The organism is Vreelandella sp. DA03-1M (assembly GCF_055725665.1).
The window spans coordinates 64,201-79,085 of record NZ_JBTHGQ010000002.1 but is presented as its reverse complement, the minus strand read 5'-3'; the positions used below and the strand labels follow the sequence as shown (position 1 = coordinate 79,085).

Annotated in this window: 15 protein-coding genes, 2 pseudogenes and 1 other annotated feature; of the genes and pseudogenes, 11 read left to right on the top strand and 6 right to left on the bottom strand. The window is 52.4% G+C overall.

What is annotated here, in order from left to right; genetic code table 11:
• Positions 1-25: 25 nt before the first annotated feature.
• On the bottom strand, positions 26-940 hold the full coding sequence (locus ACXUPB_RS22410) for a cation diffusion facilitator family transporter (protein WP_290697484.1): 915 nt from the start codon (positions 938-940) through the stop codon (positions 26-28).
• Between the two features lie 204 nt (positions 941-1,144).
• On the opposite strand from ACXUPB_RS22410, the gene ACXUPB_RS22405 reads away from it, so the two are divergent.
• A complete protein-coding gene (locus ACXUPB_RS22405; RefSeq protein ID WP_472956795.1) occupies positions 1,145-2,065 on the top strand; it encodes a bile acid:sodium symporter family protein in 921 nt (306 codons plus the stop codon).
• 381 nt (positions 2,066-2,446) lie between these two features.
• Here ACXUPB_RS22405 and ACXUPB_RS22400 read toward each other — a convergent pair whose 3' ends face one another.
• The 3 genes and pseudogenes from ACXUPB_RS22400 to ACXUPB_RS22390 all read right to left on the bottom strand — a co-directional run bounded on the left by ACXUPB_RS22400 (position 2,447) and on the right by ACXUPB_RS22390 (position 4,559).
• On the bottom strand, positions 2,447-2,887 hold the full coding sequence (locus tag ACXUPB_RS22400) for a DUF411 domain-containing protein (protein WP_298967432.1): 441 nt from the start codon (positions 2,885-2,887) through the stop codon (positions 2,447-2,449).
• A 13-nt stretch (positions 2,888-2,900) separates the two neighbouring features.
• Entirely contained in the window at positions 2,901-3,035 is a 135-nt protein-coding gene (locus ACXUPB_RS22395; RefSeq protein ID WP_472956794.1) for a hypothetical protein, read from the bottom strand.
• A gap of 308 nt (positions 3,036-3,343) precedes the next feature.
• Positions 3,344-4,559 (bottom strand): annotated as a pseudogene (locus ACXUPB_RS22390) (IS3 family transposase).
• Positions 4,168-4,284, bottom strand: a sequence feature (AL1L pseudoknot). Its footprint overlaps the pseudogene before it by 117 nt.
• A gap of 334 nt (positions 4,560-4,893) precedes the next feature.
• On the opposite strand from ACXUPB_RS22390, the gene ACXUPB_RS22385 reads away from it, so the two are divergent.
• From ACXUPB_RS22385 to ACXUPB_RS22355, 7 genes and pseudogenes are all read left to right on the top strand, one after another.
• Positions 4,894-5,265 (top strand): copper resistance CopC family protein, encoded by a 372-nt coding sequence (locus ACXUPB_RS22385; RefSeq protein WP_472956793.1) that lies wholly within the window; start codon positions 4,894-4,896, stop codon positions 5,263-5,265.
• Positions 5,266-5,268: 3 nt separating this feature from the next.
• Complete coding sequence (locus tag ACXUPB_RS22380; RefSeq protein ID WP_472956792.1) at positions 5,269-6,174, top strand: copper resistance D family protein; 906 nt, start codon at positions 5,269-5,271, stop codon at positions 6,172-6,174.
• Positions 6,175-6,456: 282 nt separating this feature from the next.
• Positions 6,457-6,990, top strand: a complete 534-nt coding sequence (locus ACXUPB_RS22375) for a cupredoxin domain-containing protein (protein WP_253504464.1) — start codon at positions 6,457-6,459, stop codon at positions 6,988-6,990.
• 14 nt (positions 6,991-7,004) lie between these two features.
• Positions 7,005-7,670 carry a response regulator transcription factor gene (locus ACXUPB_RS22370; protein WP_253504460.1) on the top strand — a complete coding sequence of 222 codons (666 nt, stop codon included), beginning with the start codon at positions 7,005-7,007 and terminating at the stop codon, positions 7,668-7,670.
• Positions 7,657-8,991 (top strand): ATP-binding protein, encoded by a 1,335-nt coding sequence (locus tag ACXUPB_RS22365; protein ID WP_472956791.1) that lies wholly within the window; start codon positions 7,657-7,659, stop codon positions 8,989-8,991. Before ACXUPB_RS22370 ends, ACXUPB_RS22365 begins: the two co-directional genes overlap by 14 nt.
• A 68-nt stretch (positions 8,992-9,059) precedes the next feature.
• Positions 9,060-9,752: pseudogene (locus ACXUPB_RS22360) on the top strand (multicopper oxidase domain-containing protein); the annotation flags it as partial.
• A gap of 59 nt (positions 9,753-9,811) precedes the next feature.
• A protein-coding gene (locus ACXUPB_RS22355) for an IS3 family transposase (protein WP_101146503.1) occupies positions 9,812-10,977 on the top strand; the annotation gives its coding sequence in 2 pieces (ribosomal slippage) (positions 9,812-10,073 and positions 10,073-10,977; 1,167 coding nt in all).
• Between the two features lie 515 nt (positions 10,978-11,492).
• On the opposite strand, the gene ACXUPB_RS22350 is transcribed toward ACXUPB_RS22355, so the two are convergent.
• Positions 11,493-12,398, bottom strand: coding sequence for a copper resistance D family protein (locus tag ACXUPB_RS22350; RefSeq protein ID WP_113270566.1), 906 nt, complete (start codon positions 12,396-12,398; stop codon positions 11,493-11,495).
• 3 nt (positions 12,399-12,401) lie between these two features.
• Positions 12,402-12,773 carry a copper resistance CopC family protein gene (locus ACXUPB_RS22345; RefSeq protein ID WP_035561708.1) on the bottom strand — a complete coding sequence of 124 codons (372 nt, stop codon included), beginning with the start codon at positions 12,771-12,773 and terminating at the stop codon, positions 12,402-12,404.
• A gap of 358 nt (positions 12,774-13,131) precedes the next feature.
• Between ACXUPB_RS22345 and ACXUPB_RS22340 the strand changes: the two genes are divergently transcribed.
• The 3 genes from ACXUPB_RS22340 to ACXUPB_RS22330 are packed head-to-tail and all read left to right on the top strand — an operon-like array spanning position 13,132 to position 14,273.
• Entirely contained in the window at positions 13,132-13,674 is a 543-nt protein-coding gene (locus ACXUPB_RS22340; protein ID WP_113270567.1) for a hypothetical protein, read from the top strand.
• Between the two features lie 40 nt (positions 13,675-13,714).
• The gene (locus ACXUPB_RS22335) at positions 13,715-13,846 is read left to right on the top strand and encodes a hypothetical protein (protein WP_274542010.1); all 132 of its coding nucleotides are present in this window, start codon (positions 13,715-13,717) and stop codon (positions 13,844-13,846) included.
• A 13-nt stretch (positions 13,847-13,859) separates the two neighbouring features.
• Positions 13,860-14,273, top strand: coding sequence for a DUF411 domain-containing protein (locus tag ACXUPB_RS22330; RefSeq protein ID WP_113270568.1), 414 nt, complete (start codon positions 13,860-13,862; stop codon positions 14,271-14,273).
• Positions 14,274-14,885: the final 612 nt, after the last annotated feature.

Sequence of the window (14,885 nt, the reverse complement as noted above, 5' to 3'; positions counted from 1 at the left end):
TGAGCCGGGAGCCGGCCTCGGTCTGTCACTCATGCCCATATAGATTGGCATTTTGATGCGCGTGGTCACTATGCTCAAACTCTAGGCTGGAATGAGCAATATTGAAGCGCATTTTAAGCTGCTCCTTGATCTCTGCTTTGACGGATTCAAGCTGCTGCCAGCCGGTTTCTGTCAGAACCACGTGACAGTCAAGGGCTGCCATGTTTTCCTGCATCTGCCATAGATGCACATGGTGAATATCCTGGACTCCCTCGATATCTCGTACGGTCTCAACGACTGCCTGCCCGTCAATGTCCGGGGGAGATCCCAGCATTAGCGTACGGATAGGGCCGCCAATTTCAGAGAAGGCTAGGTAAAGAATATATAGCGCAATCCCTATCGTGATCGCGGGGTCTACCCAGCGCATGTCGTACAGTAAAATAAGCGAACCACCGATAATCACGGCGATGGAGGCAAACGCATCCGATAAGTTATGCAGAAAAAGGGCGCGGATATTGACACTCTCTTTTTGCATTGACCACGTGAGCATGGCGGTAAGGGCATCGACGACGAGCGCGACGCCACCAATAATCACGATCGTCCATCCCTCTATCTCAGGGGGATCGATCATCCGCATAGCGCCTTCGTAAATCAGGTAGACGCCGACAATAATGAGGGTGGTGTAATTGATGAGTGCTGCCACTATCTCGATGCGGCCATAGCCAAAGGTCATATGCGCATCGGCAGGCCGTCTGGCGATTTTACGAGCAGCAAAGGCAATGACTAATGCTGCCATGTCAGAAAAGTTATGTAACGCATCAGCGATCAGCGATAGGCTCCCCGCCATAATGCCACCGACGATTTGAGCGATGGTTAAGAGCCCATTGGCCCAAATGGAGATGCTGACGCGCCGGTCGCCAGAGGCAGGATCAATGTGGGGATGATCATGATGATGTCCCATCTGTTACCTTCTCTCGAATTATCTGTTCTTGGTACTATAAAACCTCTAGCAACTAAAGCTTCAACCCTTGAGCATTATCTATTTGCATCGCTGGATTGGGAAGCACGTCCCTTGCTCCCAAGCAAGCCATGGCGCGCTGGGCCTAAGTGATCATGTTGTAGGTACAGAACTCAATCCATTTCAACCGGTAATGTCCAATCCACCATGAGTAGGTTCATTTATTTTGTCGAGGCGCACCTTGTCTGGTTTGTGATGGTTGTCGCGGGGGTAGGCTTACTCTTTCCAGCCACCGGAATAATGCTTGAGTTCGCGATTGGGCCATTACTGGCATTACTGATGTTGATCATCAGCCTCACATTCGATGCGCATGCAGTTCGCATCGTGTTCCGAAAGCCGTCACGGCAGTTGTTGGCATTGGGGCTGGTCTATGGGCCTATGTCGATTGCCGGGTGGCTAACGGGCCGTCTATTTTTTGGAAGCGGCCCGCTGGCTGCTGGCCAAACCTTGCTCGGCACTCTGCCGACAGATGTGTCCTCTCCTCTTTTGGTACTGATGGCAAAAGGCAATGTGGCGCTTGCCGCTGTTTTCAACGCAGTCAACACCGCGTTATGTCCGTTTATTGTTCCCTTCCTGTTTTTATGGCTCACCGGCCTTCAGTTAGACGTGCCGCTTGGATCAATTATTCTTGAATTAACACTAATCGTGCTTCTTCCTACCGTGATTGGGGTCAGCTTGCGTACAAAGTTCTCGGCTTTCTTTGCACGGCATGATTCAGCGTATGCAGGGATAGGGTCGATTCTGTATCTGCTGATCCTACTCGCCGTGGTCGGGCCGAATGCCACCACGATAATTGGCTATGGCTGGTATGCGTTTGTGATTGCGGGCGCGGCCCTGTGCCTCAATTTGATTGGGTACCTGGTAGGTATGTCCTCACGGTTACTCACCTCTGATCGCAAAGAGGTGATTACCTATCTTTTCACGGTCAGTAAAAAGGAATTCAGCATCGCTGCAGCGTTTGTCGCTGTTTCCGGCTTGCCATCAGAGATCGCGATTCCAGCCGCTTTTTTTGCAGTGATTCAAATGATCACTTCGCCCATCGCAGCGAAGATCCTCGCCCGCCACTGAAGGGATGGCCGTATCGGCTCTTCGTCAGAAGAGCAACCTGTACACGGGGTGTACAGGTTGCTCTTACCGACAAAACAGACACCGCTACTCATAAAGGTGGCAAATAGTACCTATGCTAAGTCACTGTGACCAATACTGACCTTGCTAAAAGCATTTAACACAGAGGCTTCGCAGGGTATCTGTTCATTTTTGGATTTAAGATGCTTAAAAGTATCAGCGAACCCTGGGAAAGGCCCCGCCAATTTCTGGATGATTTCTTGAACATGTCGCACTTTAGAGAGCATCTGACGCAACCAATTTTCAAATCATCTCGAAACACACCTGGTGCTTAACAAACATCTCATGTAGTACAAGAGGTCTAATTATGTCATCCAAAACCTACTACAGCGTCATAAACGCCTTGTCTTCTTGATCCGTAAAGGAATATACGTCATAGGGCGCTTTCTGAGGCCCTGGCATCCCCGGTGTACCGATGGGCATACCTGCTAGGCCAATGCCGTCTACATCAGGCTGTTGCTCAAACAGCGCCTGTACGGCTTCCATCGGAACATGGCCCTCAATCCAATACTCGCCGATTTCGATGGTATGGCACGATCCCAGACCATAGGGAACGCCCGCCTGCTGCTTGATATCACCCAGCTCGACGTCATCAATAACGGTGACGTCTACACCAAGTTCCTCAAGATGGCGCGCATATTCGTCACAGCAGCCGCACTGGGGGTTTTTATACAGTGTTGCCTCTGGCGGTAAAGCCGCTTGAGCGGAGACCGTCCCAATTAGCATGAAACCCGATAGCAAAAGTTTGGGGGTCATATGTTGCATTAATCTCAACTCCTTAATGTGAACGACTGAAAAGGTATTTGGCCAGCGACGCGATCGTCAAGCCAATTAATAACAGCATAGCCAGGGGCATCAACCAGCCTAACCACCCCATTGATCCCATAAAAGCAAAGCATTCCGCGTTCATCATGGCATCACTCCTGGTTTATGCCTTGAGCGAAGATGGCGCTACTTAAGACACTGAGGATTGCAGCCCGACCAATGGCAAAGTTCATCCTGTGCTTAACCATGATATCTCCCCTCATCATGTTGCTGATCGAGACATTGCCTTACCCAATAAGAATGGAAAAAGGCGGAGTTAGCTTTCGTTATAAGCCTACAACCTATAGGTGGCCCAAAGGTAAAGAAGAAATCGATCCCAAACCCTAGATTTGTCACAGGTCATTTTTTTCCGCCATTTGAACCGCCCCGGTTATTCCGGAGACCGGTTTGTTTGAGTCAGGCAGCTTCACCCGACTCCTCCAATTGACGATAATACGTCCTTTCTCGTTCTGCTGGTGGAACGTTTCCTATGGGTTCCAGCAGTCGGCGATTGTTAAACCAGTCACCCCATTCCAGCGTGGCATACTCAACGGCATCCTGTCCCCTCCATGGTCCGCGATGGTGAATCACCTCCGTTTTGAATAAGCCGATGATGGTCTCGGCCAGCGCATTGTCGTAGGAGTCACCGGTGGTGCCGACTGAGGCATTGATACCCTCGTCAGCCATACGCTCGGTGTAGCGGATCGAGAGATATTGCTTCCTCTATCACTATGGTGGATTAACCCTTGCCTGTGCTTTCGTGCCCACAGGGCTTGCTCCAGAGCGTCCAGTACCAATCCCGTTTTCATCGACGTTGCTACACGCCAACCCACGATACAGCGTGCATAAACATCGATAACGAACGCAACGTAAACGAAGCCAGACCAGGTAGCGACATACGTAAAATCGGCCACCCAAAGCTGATTAGGACGCATGGCCGTAAAGTCACGTTTCACTAAATCAGGTGCTCGTTTCTGGCCGGGATCACTGATCGTCGTGAAGGGGCGTTGGCCTCGCACCACGCCGCGAATTCCCAGGCGTCGCATGAGTCGTTCTACGGTGCAACGAGCAACATTAACGCCCTCACGGCGGAGTTGCCGCCAGACCTTACGAGTACCGTAGACGCAGAAGTTTTCTTTCCACACTCGCTGAATCTCAGCGGTAAGAAACGCATCCTGCCGATATCGACCTGCCCGCCGCTCAGGATCGGTCTCAAGTGACTTGTGGTGGTAATACGTCGATGGGGCGATTGGCAGCTGGCTACAAATCGACTCGACCCCGAACTGAGCACGATGCTCGTCGATAAATGACACCATCAATTGGGTTTGCGGTCGAGCTCCGCCTGGGCGAAAAAAGCAGCCGCCTTACGGAGAATTTCATTGGCGCGCTTCAATTCGACGTTTTCACGCTCTAGCTGCTTGAGTCGTTCATTTTCATGCAGGTTAGCCGAGCTATCTTCCTGCGTGAGTTCTGAGCGTTTGCACCAGGCTCTTAAGGTCTCTGGTGTACAGCCAAACTTGCTGGCAATGGAGCAGATCGCCGCCCACTTGGACGGGTATTCGCCTTGCTGTTCAAGGACTAATCGAACAGCTCGCTCCCGGACTTCTGGGGAATATCGTTTTGGTGAGTTCATAACTCCATCCTCTCAAGATATGGAGTCTCCGGTAAAGCCGGGGCGGTTCAATTTTCAGCTCTGTTTCAGGTTGGCACGCTATAACACCAACTCACTTCCATGAAGAAGAGCGCGTCCAAATGCTGCTCAAATACATCGCCACCCAAGAAGCGAAAACCCAGCAGCCAAAGAATCCCTGAATACTCTCTTGGTTCTTTAAGAGCAAGATGCCATGTACCTTGTTCGTCAAATAGGGCACATGAACGATGTCTGAAGGCTCAACCGAATCAGATTTGAAGCTTCCACGATGAAGTAACACCATCCATTCAAGCCTAAAAAAATATAAGGATACGGTATGCAAAAGAAGACGACTTCGCTCCCTATTATTCACGCTACCTTAGCAACGCTGTTGCTGTCGCTCGCAAGCCCAGCGTTGGCCCATGAAGGGGGCGCAAGCACTTCGCCTAAGGATGGCGTCACCATGCAGGATTCCCCAGCAGAGATTGGCATCGAGTTTGGTGGCATGATGCGCATCACCCAGTTTGAAGTGGCAGGCCCGGACGGCCCCGTTCCTCTTGATGGTCAGCCAGGCAGTGAACAGGTCGATCGCTACTTCGTAAAGCCCAGTGACACTCTTTCGGCTGGAGATTACCAGGTGCGCTGGCGTGGCCTATCGGATGACGGGCACATGATGTCTGACGGTTTTAACTTCTCGGTCGAGCCTTGACCCGTGGTCTGGTGGCCCTCAGTAAATAGCCTTGATGTCTGGACCGTCGCGATGATTCTCGTGGCGGCCGGGATTTACCTTAACGCCCTAGTCGCGACGGGGGCCGTGTTGTTTCGTCTAGCGTTTCCCCGACTCCCTGATCACGACCGGAGGCGCGTCGCCTGCATGGGCATCTTTGCTGCCTGGGCGGGGGTCATTCTGATTCTGTTCCAGTGGCCTTTAGAAGCTGGTTACCTTGGGGGCGGCAATATAGCGGCTGCAACCAACCCAATGCTGCTCGGAATCGTGTTTGAGGGTGCGTCCGGGGTCCGGCTAATGCTGGCGGTAGCTGGCTTGCTGCTGGTTCAGGCGATTCAGCTTAATAACTTAGCGCTCTCGAAAACAGCCAACAGCGTGAGCCTAGTAGGCGTTTTATTGGTGATGCTGGCATTCGTGCAGGTGGGGCATACAGTAAACACCCCACGCCTCGTTCTGGCTGGCTTGCTGATCGTTCACCTGATGGCGGCAGCATTTTGGGTGGCCTCGCTTTGGCCGCTGTTCCATTTAGTAGGACGGGGTCACAACCAGGACAATACCGCCCACATTCTGACCCGTTTCGGGAAAATCGCCATAAGCGGAGTCGGCTTGTTGGTACTCGCGGGCGTCACGTTGGCCACGCTGTTAACGGGCGGTCTCACGCCACTGCTCACCACGGCATATGGACAGTTCTTGATCGGCAAGGTATTGATTGTGGCGGCGCTACTGTTATTTGCTGCCGCGAACAAGTGGCGGCTTGTGCCGGCCTTTGAGAGCGGCGACGCAACAGCCCCAGGACGGTTACAGAGAAGTATTGCACTGGAGATGGTGCTGGTCGCGGTTATCTTGTTGATCACGGCAGTGCTGACAAGAGTGTCATCACCGAATGGGTGACTAACAGGTCAACCACCTTGTTGAGCCGTTCCAGAGCTCGAAATTAACGGTCGCCTTCTTATGGGCCTTACGCTGAGGTTTAGGCGGAGGCTGCCATAGGCAATTGCACCAACAAGACGAAAAGTCATTGCTGCAGCGTTGACTCTAATCAGGGGGTCAGGATCCATCATCATGTTAGAAATGCTTTTGGGTAGCAGGTCATATTTTTACGTTAGGTTCAGGCTCGTTTCAGGTTAACACCGTATAAAGAACAAGTGACACTAACCTCTGAGGTAAATGACCATGCGCAACATCTCCTTAACAACGTCTATGTTTGCCCTTTCACTAAGTTTGATAACGAGTGCGGCTTGGGCTGCGCCCGGCCAAGGCAGTGGTGACAATGGCCTAACGGAGGCTGACGTTGACCGCACGATCAGCCTTGAAGCTGGCGATATGTGGTTCGACCCTGAAGCGCTAGAAATGGCGGCAGGGGAGGTGGTTAAATTTGAAATTACTAACACCGGCAATCTAGAACACGAATTTGTGATTGGTAGCAAAGAAGCCCAAGAAGAACATCGCCAGATGATGCTAAACATGGCCAATGGCGGAGGCCATGACATGTCAAATATGGCACACGGTGAAGGCCACGATATGTCCAATATGTCAAACGGCGATGGTCACGATATGGCCAATATGAGCATGGCAGGGGTGACCATTGCACCTGGCGAGACTGGGTCTCTATTATGGCGTGTTCCTGATAATGTTAACGAGCTAGAGTATGCCTGTAACATTCCCGGCCATTACGAATCCGGCATGTACGGCAATTTTTCTCTCTAATCTGACGTATATCCATGAAACTGTTGCTACTTGAAGATGATGACTTGCTAGCGGAAAGCTTGGCAGAGAGTCTCAAAGACAACGGTTACCTGGTTGATTTGGCCGCTTCCTTGAAAGCGGCCAAGTCGCTGATGGCAACCGAGCATTATGAACTGGCGATCTTAGATGTCGGTTTGCCCGACGGCTCAGGGCTGGATCTGCTCGCCCAGTGGCGCAGGCAAAAACGCGACACGCCTATTTTGATCCTGACGGCCCGCGATACCTGGGAAGATAAAGTTGTCGGCCTTGAGACGGGGGCCGATGACTATCTTACCAAGCCCTTCCACGAAGCCGAACTGATGGCCCGGCTGAAGGCCTTGCTACGTAGGCAGTCTGGTCAGTTATCTCAAGTGATCACGCTTAACGGCGTTTCGTTGGATGAAGCGGGTCAACGAGTGTGCTTAGAAGGTGAAACGTGGCGTTCGCTCACAGCGACCGAGTTTCGGTTACTGCGCTACTTAATGCTTCATCCAGACCGCATTCACTCGAAAGAGCAGTTACTAGAGCAGCTCTACGCATTGGAGCAGGATGCCGCCGCGCCTAACTTGGTCGAAGTCTATGTCGCTCGTCTGCGCCGTTATCTCGGCAAATCGGTGATTCAAACGCGGCGCGGCCAGGGGTATTTCTTTGTTTCACATTGATCGGCGCAGTTTACGTTTTCGACTACTCGCCTGGCTAGGTGGCGTGGCGCTATTTGTGGTGGTGACGACCTGGCTACTGCATGGCATATTGTTACAGAATCTTGCTCGGGATTTTTTGGGTGAGCGTCTTCAGCGCGAAGCCAATCATGCGGTCGCACAGCTAGAGCAGGATCAATCGGCTGTCCCGACTGCGCTAGACTCGGTTAGCCAAGGCTATCAAGTCTTTCATCATCTCTACGTACTCCGCTTTAACGGTTCGGTCAGCGCTTCCGACCCGCAATGGCAGCAACAGCTGGCGCCTCTGCTGGAAGAGAACGGCGATGCTCTTGTGGACGTTAAACATAACGATCAGCACATGCTCGTCTACCGCCGCCATTTTGAGTGGCAGGGTTCTAACGGCGTATTACTGGTGGGTGAGGATTTTTCTCAGGTAGAAGCAGGACTTGCTACCTTGCATTGGTGGGTCGGTGGAATTGCCGCCGTGCTTTTAGGAATGCTCATCATACTCAATATGCTAGCGGTTAACCGTGGACTCACGCCACTTTGGCAACTGCGTCAACAACTTGAAGCCTTGCGATCAGGCAAACGTGATCGCTTGTTATTAGTAGCCCCTTCCGAGCTAGATGAATTAGTCGACCAGCTGAACTGGTTTATGGATGATATCGATCATCGATTACAACGCTCGCGGGAATCAGTCGCCAATCTTTCTCATGCTTTAAAAACCCCGCTGGCAGCAATTACCCAAGTACTGCGCGGCAATCGGCCCATTGATGAAAACCGACGGCATAAACTGCTCAGCCGTATTGAAGATATTAACGCTCAGTTAGCTGCAGAGCTGCGTCGTTCGCGTATTGCAGGGCCTAACGCGGGTCGAATGGCGAACGTCACGCGAGATAGTTCACGGCTCATAGAGATGTTCCGCAGCCTTTACCCTGAGCGTATCTTCAACCTCACCCACTCGGCAGGCGAGAAAGACCTAGTGCCTATTGAGGCTCACGACTTTTCTGAAATATTAGGCATCGTGCTCGATAACGCTGGCAAATGGGCGAATAGGTGCGTTAATTGCGATATTGCCGCCTCCGCTACCACACTCACGCTCACCACTGATGATGACGGTTTCGGCGTTGCAGAAGAAGATCTTTCGCGCTTGGGAGAGCGTGGCGCACGACTGGATGAACGCCGTCCCGGCTACGGTTTAGGCCTGTCGATTCTTGCGCAGTTAGTTGAACGTTACTTGGGGCACTCACATTTTGAGCGTAGTCCACTGGGGGGCTTGCGCGTTACGATTACCCTGCCTCTAGCGGGTGAAGTAGCTAATTAATCATTATTCAGCTTTGTTTCAGGTTCTTCCATCAAGATGGTGCCATTCATCATTGATGGGAGTTACACATGGCACGCTCAAGCATTATTTCTCACCCGCTTTCTCGCCGGCAAGTCCTAAAAGGCGGTGCTGCCTTAGGGTTAGGTTCCGCTGCCGCAATGGGACTAACTCCCGCCTGGGCAAGCCCCTGGGGCCGTACGAATGTCTATGCACAGGGCGTCGAAGAAGGGCCCGAGATATCACTCGCTATCCGCCGTGAATCCATTCCGATTGACGGACAAGAAGCCCACCCAATTACCATTAACGGTACCAGTCCTGGCCCGCTGATTCGTTTGAAAGAAGGTCAAGACGCCGTACTGCGTGTCACCAACCTGCTGGACGAGTCCACCTCCATCCACTGGCATGGTCTTATTCTACCGCCGGAAATGGATGGTGTGCCTGGTGTCAGTTTTGCCGGTATCGCCCCTGGTGAAACTTTTACCTATCGTTTCCCTGTCAGGCAGAACGGCACCTACTGGTACCACAGCCACTCAGGTCTGCAGGAACAGCTAGGCCATGCGGGGCCGCTGATTATCGACGCCGCCGAGCGCGAGCCTATCCGTTACGACCGTGAGCATGTGTTACTGCTCACCGACTGGACCTTTGAAGAACCGATGTCGGTGTTCCGTAATCTGAAAACCATGGAAGGCTATTACAACTTCCAAGAGCGCACGATTGCTGATTTTTTCGCCGATGTACGCGAAAAGGGTTTCTCACAAACTGATCCTGCCCAGTAACGGTGGACACCTCAAGAACGTCATACGTTACGATGAGGTGAACCATGGCAAGATCGACAACATCAATGAAGAAAAAATCATATACCCGTTACTCAGATGCCTACCGGCAAGAAGCCTTAGCGCTTGCGGATCGCATTGGCGTTGCAGCAGCGGCGCGTGAGCTGGGAATACACGCGAGTCAGCTCTATCAGTGGCGATCTAAAGCACAGCTGCAGCAAGACACATCCGAGCGAGAGCGGTCGTTGGCAGAAGAAAACGCCCGCTTGAAGCGCCAACTAGCCGAGGCAAATGAAGAGCTGGCCATCACAAAAAAGGCCGCGGTGTACTTTGCGAAAAGCCTGAAGTGAAGTACGCCTTTATCCACCGTCATCGTCAGGCGTTCAGTATTCAGCGTATGTGCCATGTTGTCGGGGTCGCTCGGAGTGGCTACTACGCTTGGCGGCAACGCGAAGGCGCATCGTCCCCAAAACGCAGCCAGCAAGCCATTATCGATCAGCATGTGGCCAAGGCTTATCACCAACGCAAAGGCCGCTCAGGCGCCCCGAGACTAACGCTAGACCTGCGAGATGATGGGATGCCGATCAACCGTAAGACGGTGGCTGCCAGCTTACAGCGTCAGGGCCTGCGCGCTAAAGCAGCTCGTAAGTTCAAGGCCACCACGAACTCACGGCATTCGCTGCCAGTCGCACCGAATCTACTAGAACAAAACTTCACGGCCTCAGCTCCTAATCAAAAGTGGGTGGGTGACATTACCTACTTGGCGACGGGCGAAGGCTGGCTTTACCTGGCAGTGCTCATTGATCTTTACTCTCGTAAAGTGGTCGGTTGGGCAATGAGTGAGCGTATGACGGCCGATCTTGTCTGTGACGCGCTACAGATGGCGCTATGGAGACGCAAAATGCCCAAAGGCGTGATAGTCCATTCGGATCGAGGTAGTCAGTACTGTTCCACGCGTTACCAATCGCTGCTTACCCGGCATGAGCTTACGTGCAGCATGAGCGCCAAAGGCAACTGCTATGATAATGCCTGTGCCGAAAGCTTCTTCCACAGCCTCAAGGTTGAAGCGATCCATGGGGAGCAATTTACAACGCGAAACGATATGAGGCGCCAGGTGTTTGAGTACGTCGAACTGGACTACAACAAACAACGGCGGCACAGTGCTATTGGGATGATCAGCCCAGAGGCCTTTGAAGCCCGAATGATCGCTTAAACCAGTGTCCACTGTTGCTGGGTAAGATCACCTCCCCAGCCGCCAGTTCTAGCTCTTCAGGGTCGAACCACATATCGCCAGCCTCGAGACTGATCGTGCGGTCGACGTCAGACTCAGTTAGGCCGCTATCCCCGCCGCCATGGCCAGGTGCAGCCCACGTGGCGCTTGTTACTAAGCCTAGTGAAAGAGCAAATAAAGACGTTACTAAAGTGTTTTTGCGCATGGTCATTTACCTCAGAGGTTATTGTCACTTGTTCTTTATACGGTGTTAACCTGAAACGAGCCTGAACCTAACGTAATAATAGGATCTGCTGCACAACAGTATTTCTAATATGATGATGGATCCTGACTAGATACTGCTCTCTAATTAGTGTCAACACTGCAGCAATGACTTTTCGTCTTTTTGGTGCAATGCCTATGGCAGCATCCGCCTAAACCTCAGTGTACGGCCCACAAGAAGGCGACCGTTAATGTTCGATCTCTGGATCGGCTCTACAAGGTGGTTGCCCTGTTGGTCACCCATTCGGTGATGTCACCCTTGTCAGCACCGCCGTAATCAGCAGGACAACCACGACCAGCACCACCTCCAGCGCAATACTGCGCTGCAAACGTCGTGGGGCTGTTGCGTCGCCGCTCTCAAAGGCAGGTACAAGCCGCCACTTGTTCGCGGCAGCAAATAACAGCAGCACCGCGACAATCAATACTTTGCCGATCAAGAACTGTCCATATGCCGTGGTGAGCAGGGGTGTGAGACCGCCTGTTAGCAGCGTGGCCAAAGTGACGCCCGCCAGTACCAACACGCCAACTCCGCCCATGGCGAGTTGCCCGAAACGGGTCAGAATACGGGCGGTATTGCCGTGGTTGTAATGTTGCCCCACTAAGTGGAACAGCGGCCACAGCGAGGCTACCCAGAACGCCGCCGCCATCAAGTGAATGATCAGCAAGCCAGCCAGAACGAGGCGTGGGGTGTTCACCGTATGTCCCACCTGCACGAACGCCAGCATCACCAGTAACACGCCCACTAGGCTCAAGCTATTGGCTGTTTTTGAGAGTGTTAAGTTATTGAGCTGAATCGCCTGGACCAACAGCAAGCCAGTTACCACCAGTATCAGCCGGGTCCCGGACGCACCCTCGAACACGATCCCGAGTAGCATTGGGTTGGTTGCAGCCGCTATATTGCCGCCCCCAAGGTAACCAGCTTCTAAAGGCCACTGGAACAGAATCAGGATAATCCCGGCCCAGACAGCAAGGACACCCATGCGGGCGACGTGCCTCCGGTCATGTTCAGGGAGTTGGGGAAATGCTAGACGAAACAACACGGCTCCCGTCGCGACTAGGGCACTGAGGTAAACCCCGGCCGCCACGAGAATCATCGCGACGGTCCAGACGTCGAGGCTATTTACGGAGAACCACCAGGCCATGGGTCAGGGCTCGACCGAGAAGTTAAAACCGTCGGTCATCATGTGCCCGTCATCCGATAGGCCGCGCCAGCGTACCTGGTAGTCCCCAGCCGAAAGAATTTCACCTGGTTTTACGAAGTAGCGTTCGACCTGTTCACTGCCTGGCTGACCATCAAGAGGAACAGAGCCGTCCGGGCCTGTCACTTCAAACTGGGTGATACGCATCATGCCACCAAACTCAATGCCAATCTCTGCTGGGGAATCCTGAATGGTCACGCCATCCTTAGGTGAAGTGCTTGCGCCCCCTTCATGGGCCAGCACTGGGATTGCTAGCGACAGCAACAGCGTTGCTAAGGTAGCGTGAATGATAGGGAGCGAACTCGTCTTCTTTTGCATACCGTATCCTTATATATTTTTAGGGTTGAATGGATGCCGTTACTTCATCGCGGAGGCGCTAAAACTGATTCGGCTGAGCCTTCTTACATCGTTCATCTGCCCTGTTTGGCGAACAAGGCGCATGGCGTCGTGCTTTTCTTCATGGAAATGAGTCGGTGTTATAACGTGCCAACCTGAAACAGGGCTGAAAATGGCGGAAAAAATGATCTGTGACAACACTTAGGTATTGGGATCGGTTTCTCCTTTACCTTTGGGCCACCTATAGGTTGTAGGTTTATAACGAAAGCTAACTCCGCCTTCTTCCATTTTTAATGGATAAGGCGATGTCTCGACCAGCAACATGATAAGAGGAAATATCATGGTTAAGCACAAGATGATCTTTGCCATTGGTCTGGCTGCAAGCCTCAGTGTCCCCAGCAGCGCCATTTTCGCTCAAGGTATGAGCCAAGGCGCCCAAGGTCAGGGCAATATGATGGACGGCCAAGTCGGTATGGGTTCGGGCATGATGATGGGCAGTCAAGAAGACATGTACCCAGGAATGATGATGGGAGGGCAAAGCGGGATGATGCCTTGTCCAATGATGGGAGGCATGGGGAGCATGGGCGGTATGCTCGACGAGCAGCAGATGAGTACCATGCGTGAGATGCGCCAAGAACACCGCGCGGCCCAGCTTGAGCGGATGGGCGAATTGATGAACCTGCGCGACGACATGATGCAAATCATGCAGACTGAACGCCCTGAACAATGGAAAGTAAAGACGCTGCATGCTCAAATGGCCAGCCTTCATGGCGATATGATGGCTGATAACGTGCGCATGCATAACCAGATGCAGGACTTACTAACCGACGAGCAGCGTGAACAAATGAGTGGAAGCATGCCCAGCCACCATGGCTCGCAATAAGCCATGGGGATTGCCTATTCCTTATAGGAGTGATGCCATAATGAACGCGAAATGCTTTGCTTTTATGGGGTCAATGGGGTGGTTAGGCTGGTTGATGCCCCTGGCCATGCTGTTATTAGTTGGCTTGGCGATCGCGTCGCTGGCCAAGTACCTCTTCAGTCGTTCACGTTAAGGAGTTGAAAATAATGCGACATATGACAACCAAACTTTTGCTCTCGGGTTTCATGCTGCTTGGGACGGTCTCCGCTCAAGCGGCGTTACCGCCAGAGGCAACACTGTATAAAAACCCCCAGTGCGGCTGCTGTGATGAATATGCGCGCCATCTTGAGAAACTTGGCGTAGACGTCACCATTATTGATGACGTCGAGCTGGGTGATATCAAGCAGCAGGCGGGCGTTCCCTATGGTCTGGGATCGTGCCATACCATCGAAATAGGCGAGTATTGGGTTGAAGGTCACCTTCCGATGGAAGCCGTAAAGGCGCTGTTTGAGCAACAGCCTAAAATAGATGGAATTGGTTTAGCAGGTATGCCGATTGGTACGCCAGGTATGCCAGGGCCACAAGACGGTCCTTACGATGTCTACGCGTTTACAGACTAGGAAGATGAGCAGTTTATGACCCTTTAATTGAGTGATCAAAGCTGGCCTGTTGGTTGCGGTGCTCTTTCGCTGACTCTAAAGCTTTTCATTTATAAAAATTCTACCGATTTCGCTTACGTCAACCATATTGTTTACGGCTCGAGAGTTTTCACATAGCCTCGGCCAAAAGCAGCCTATTATTTGCGTCTATCAAACTAATTAAAGTTAGAGACAGTGCAAGTATTTCTCAGTAGTTGCGACCGAGGCATGGCCCAGTCGGTCGCGCACGTAGAGCAAGGCATAGGTCTGAGCCTTGGATTGCATCATTGAGTACAGCGTATGCGTGGGATTGGTGATGGCACTCAGGAGATCAATCGATTGATGCTTGCTTAGCACCCAAATTACGGTTCGTGGCGTCTTCAGCGTGACATCTGCGGTCGTACGTCTTCCTCCACTCGCACCGACGTGAGCGAGGAGGCCTGTAGGTTGCCTAACCATTACCGTTTTCATGGCATACGGAACAGTCATCACCCAACCACACTTGGTGCCATACCGATAGAATGCGCAAAGAAGTCGTAGCCGGGCATTCACCGTTGCTGCGGCAAGGCACCGCCCTCGGGGCTTAGGTTCCAG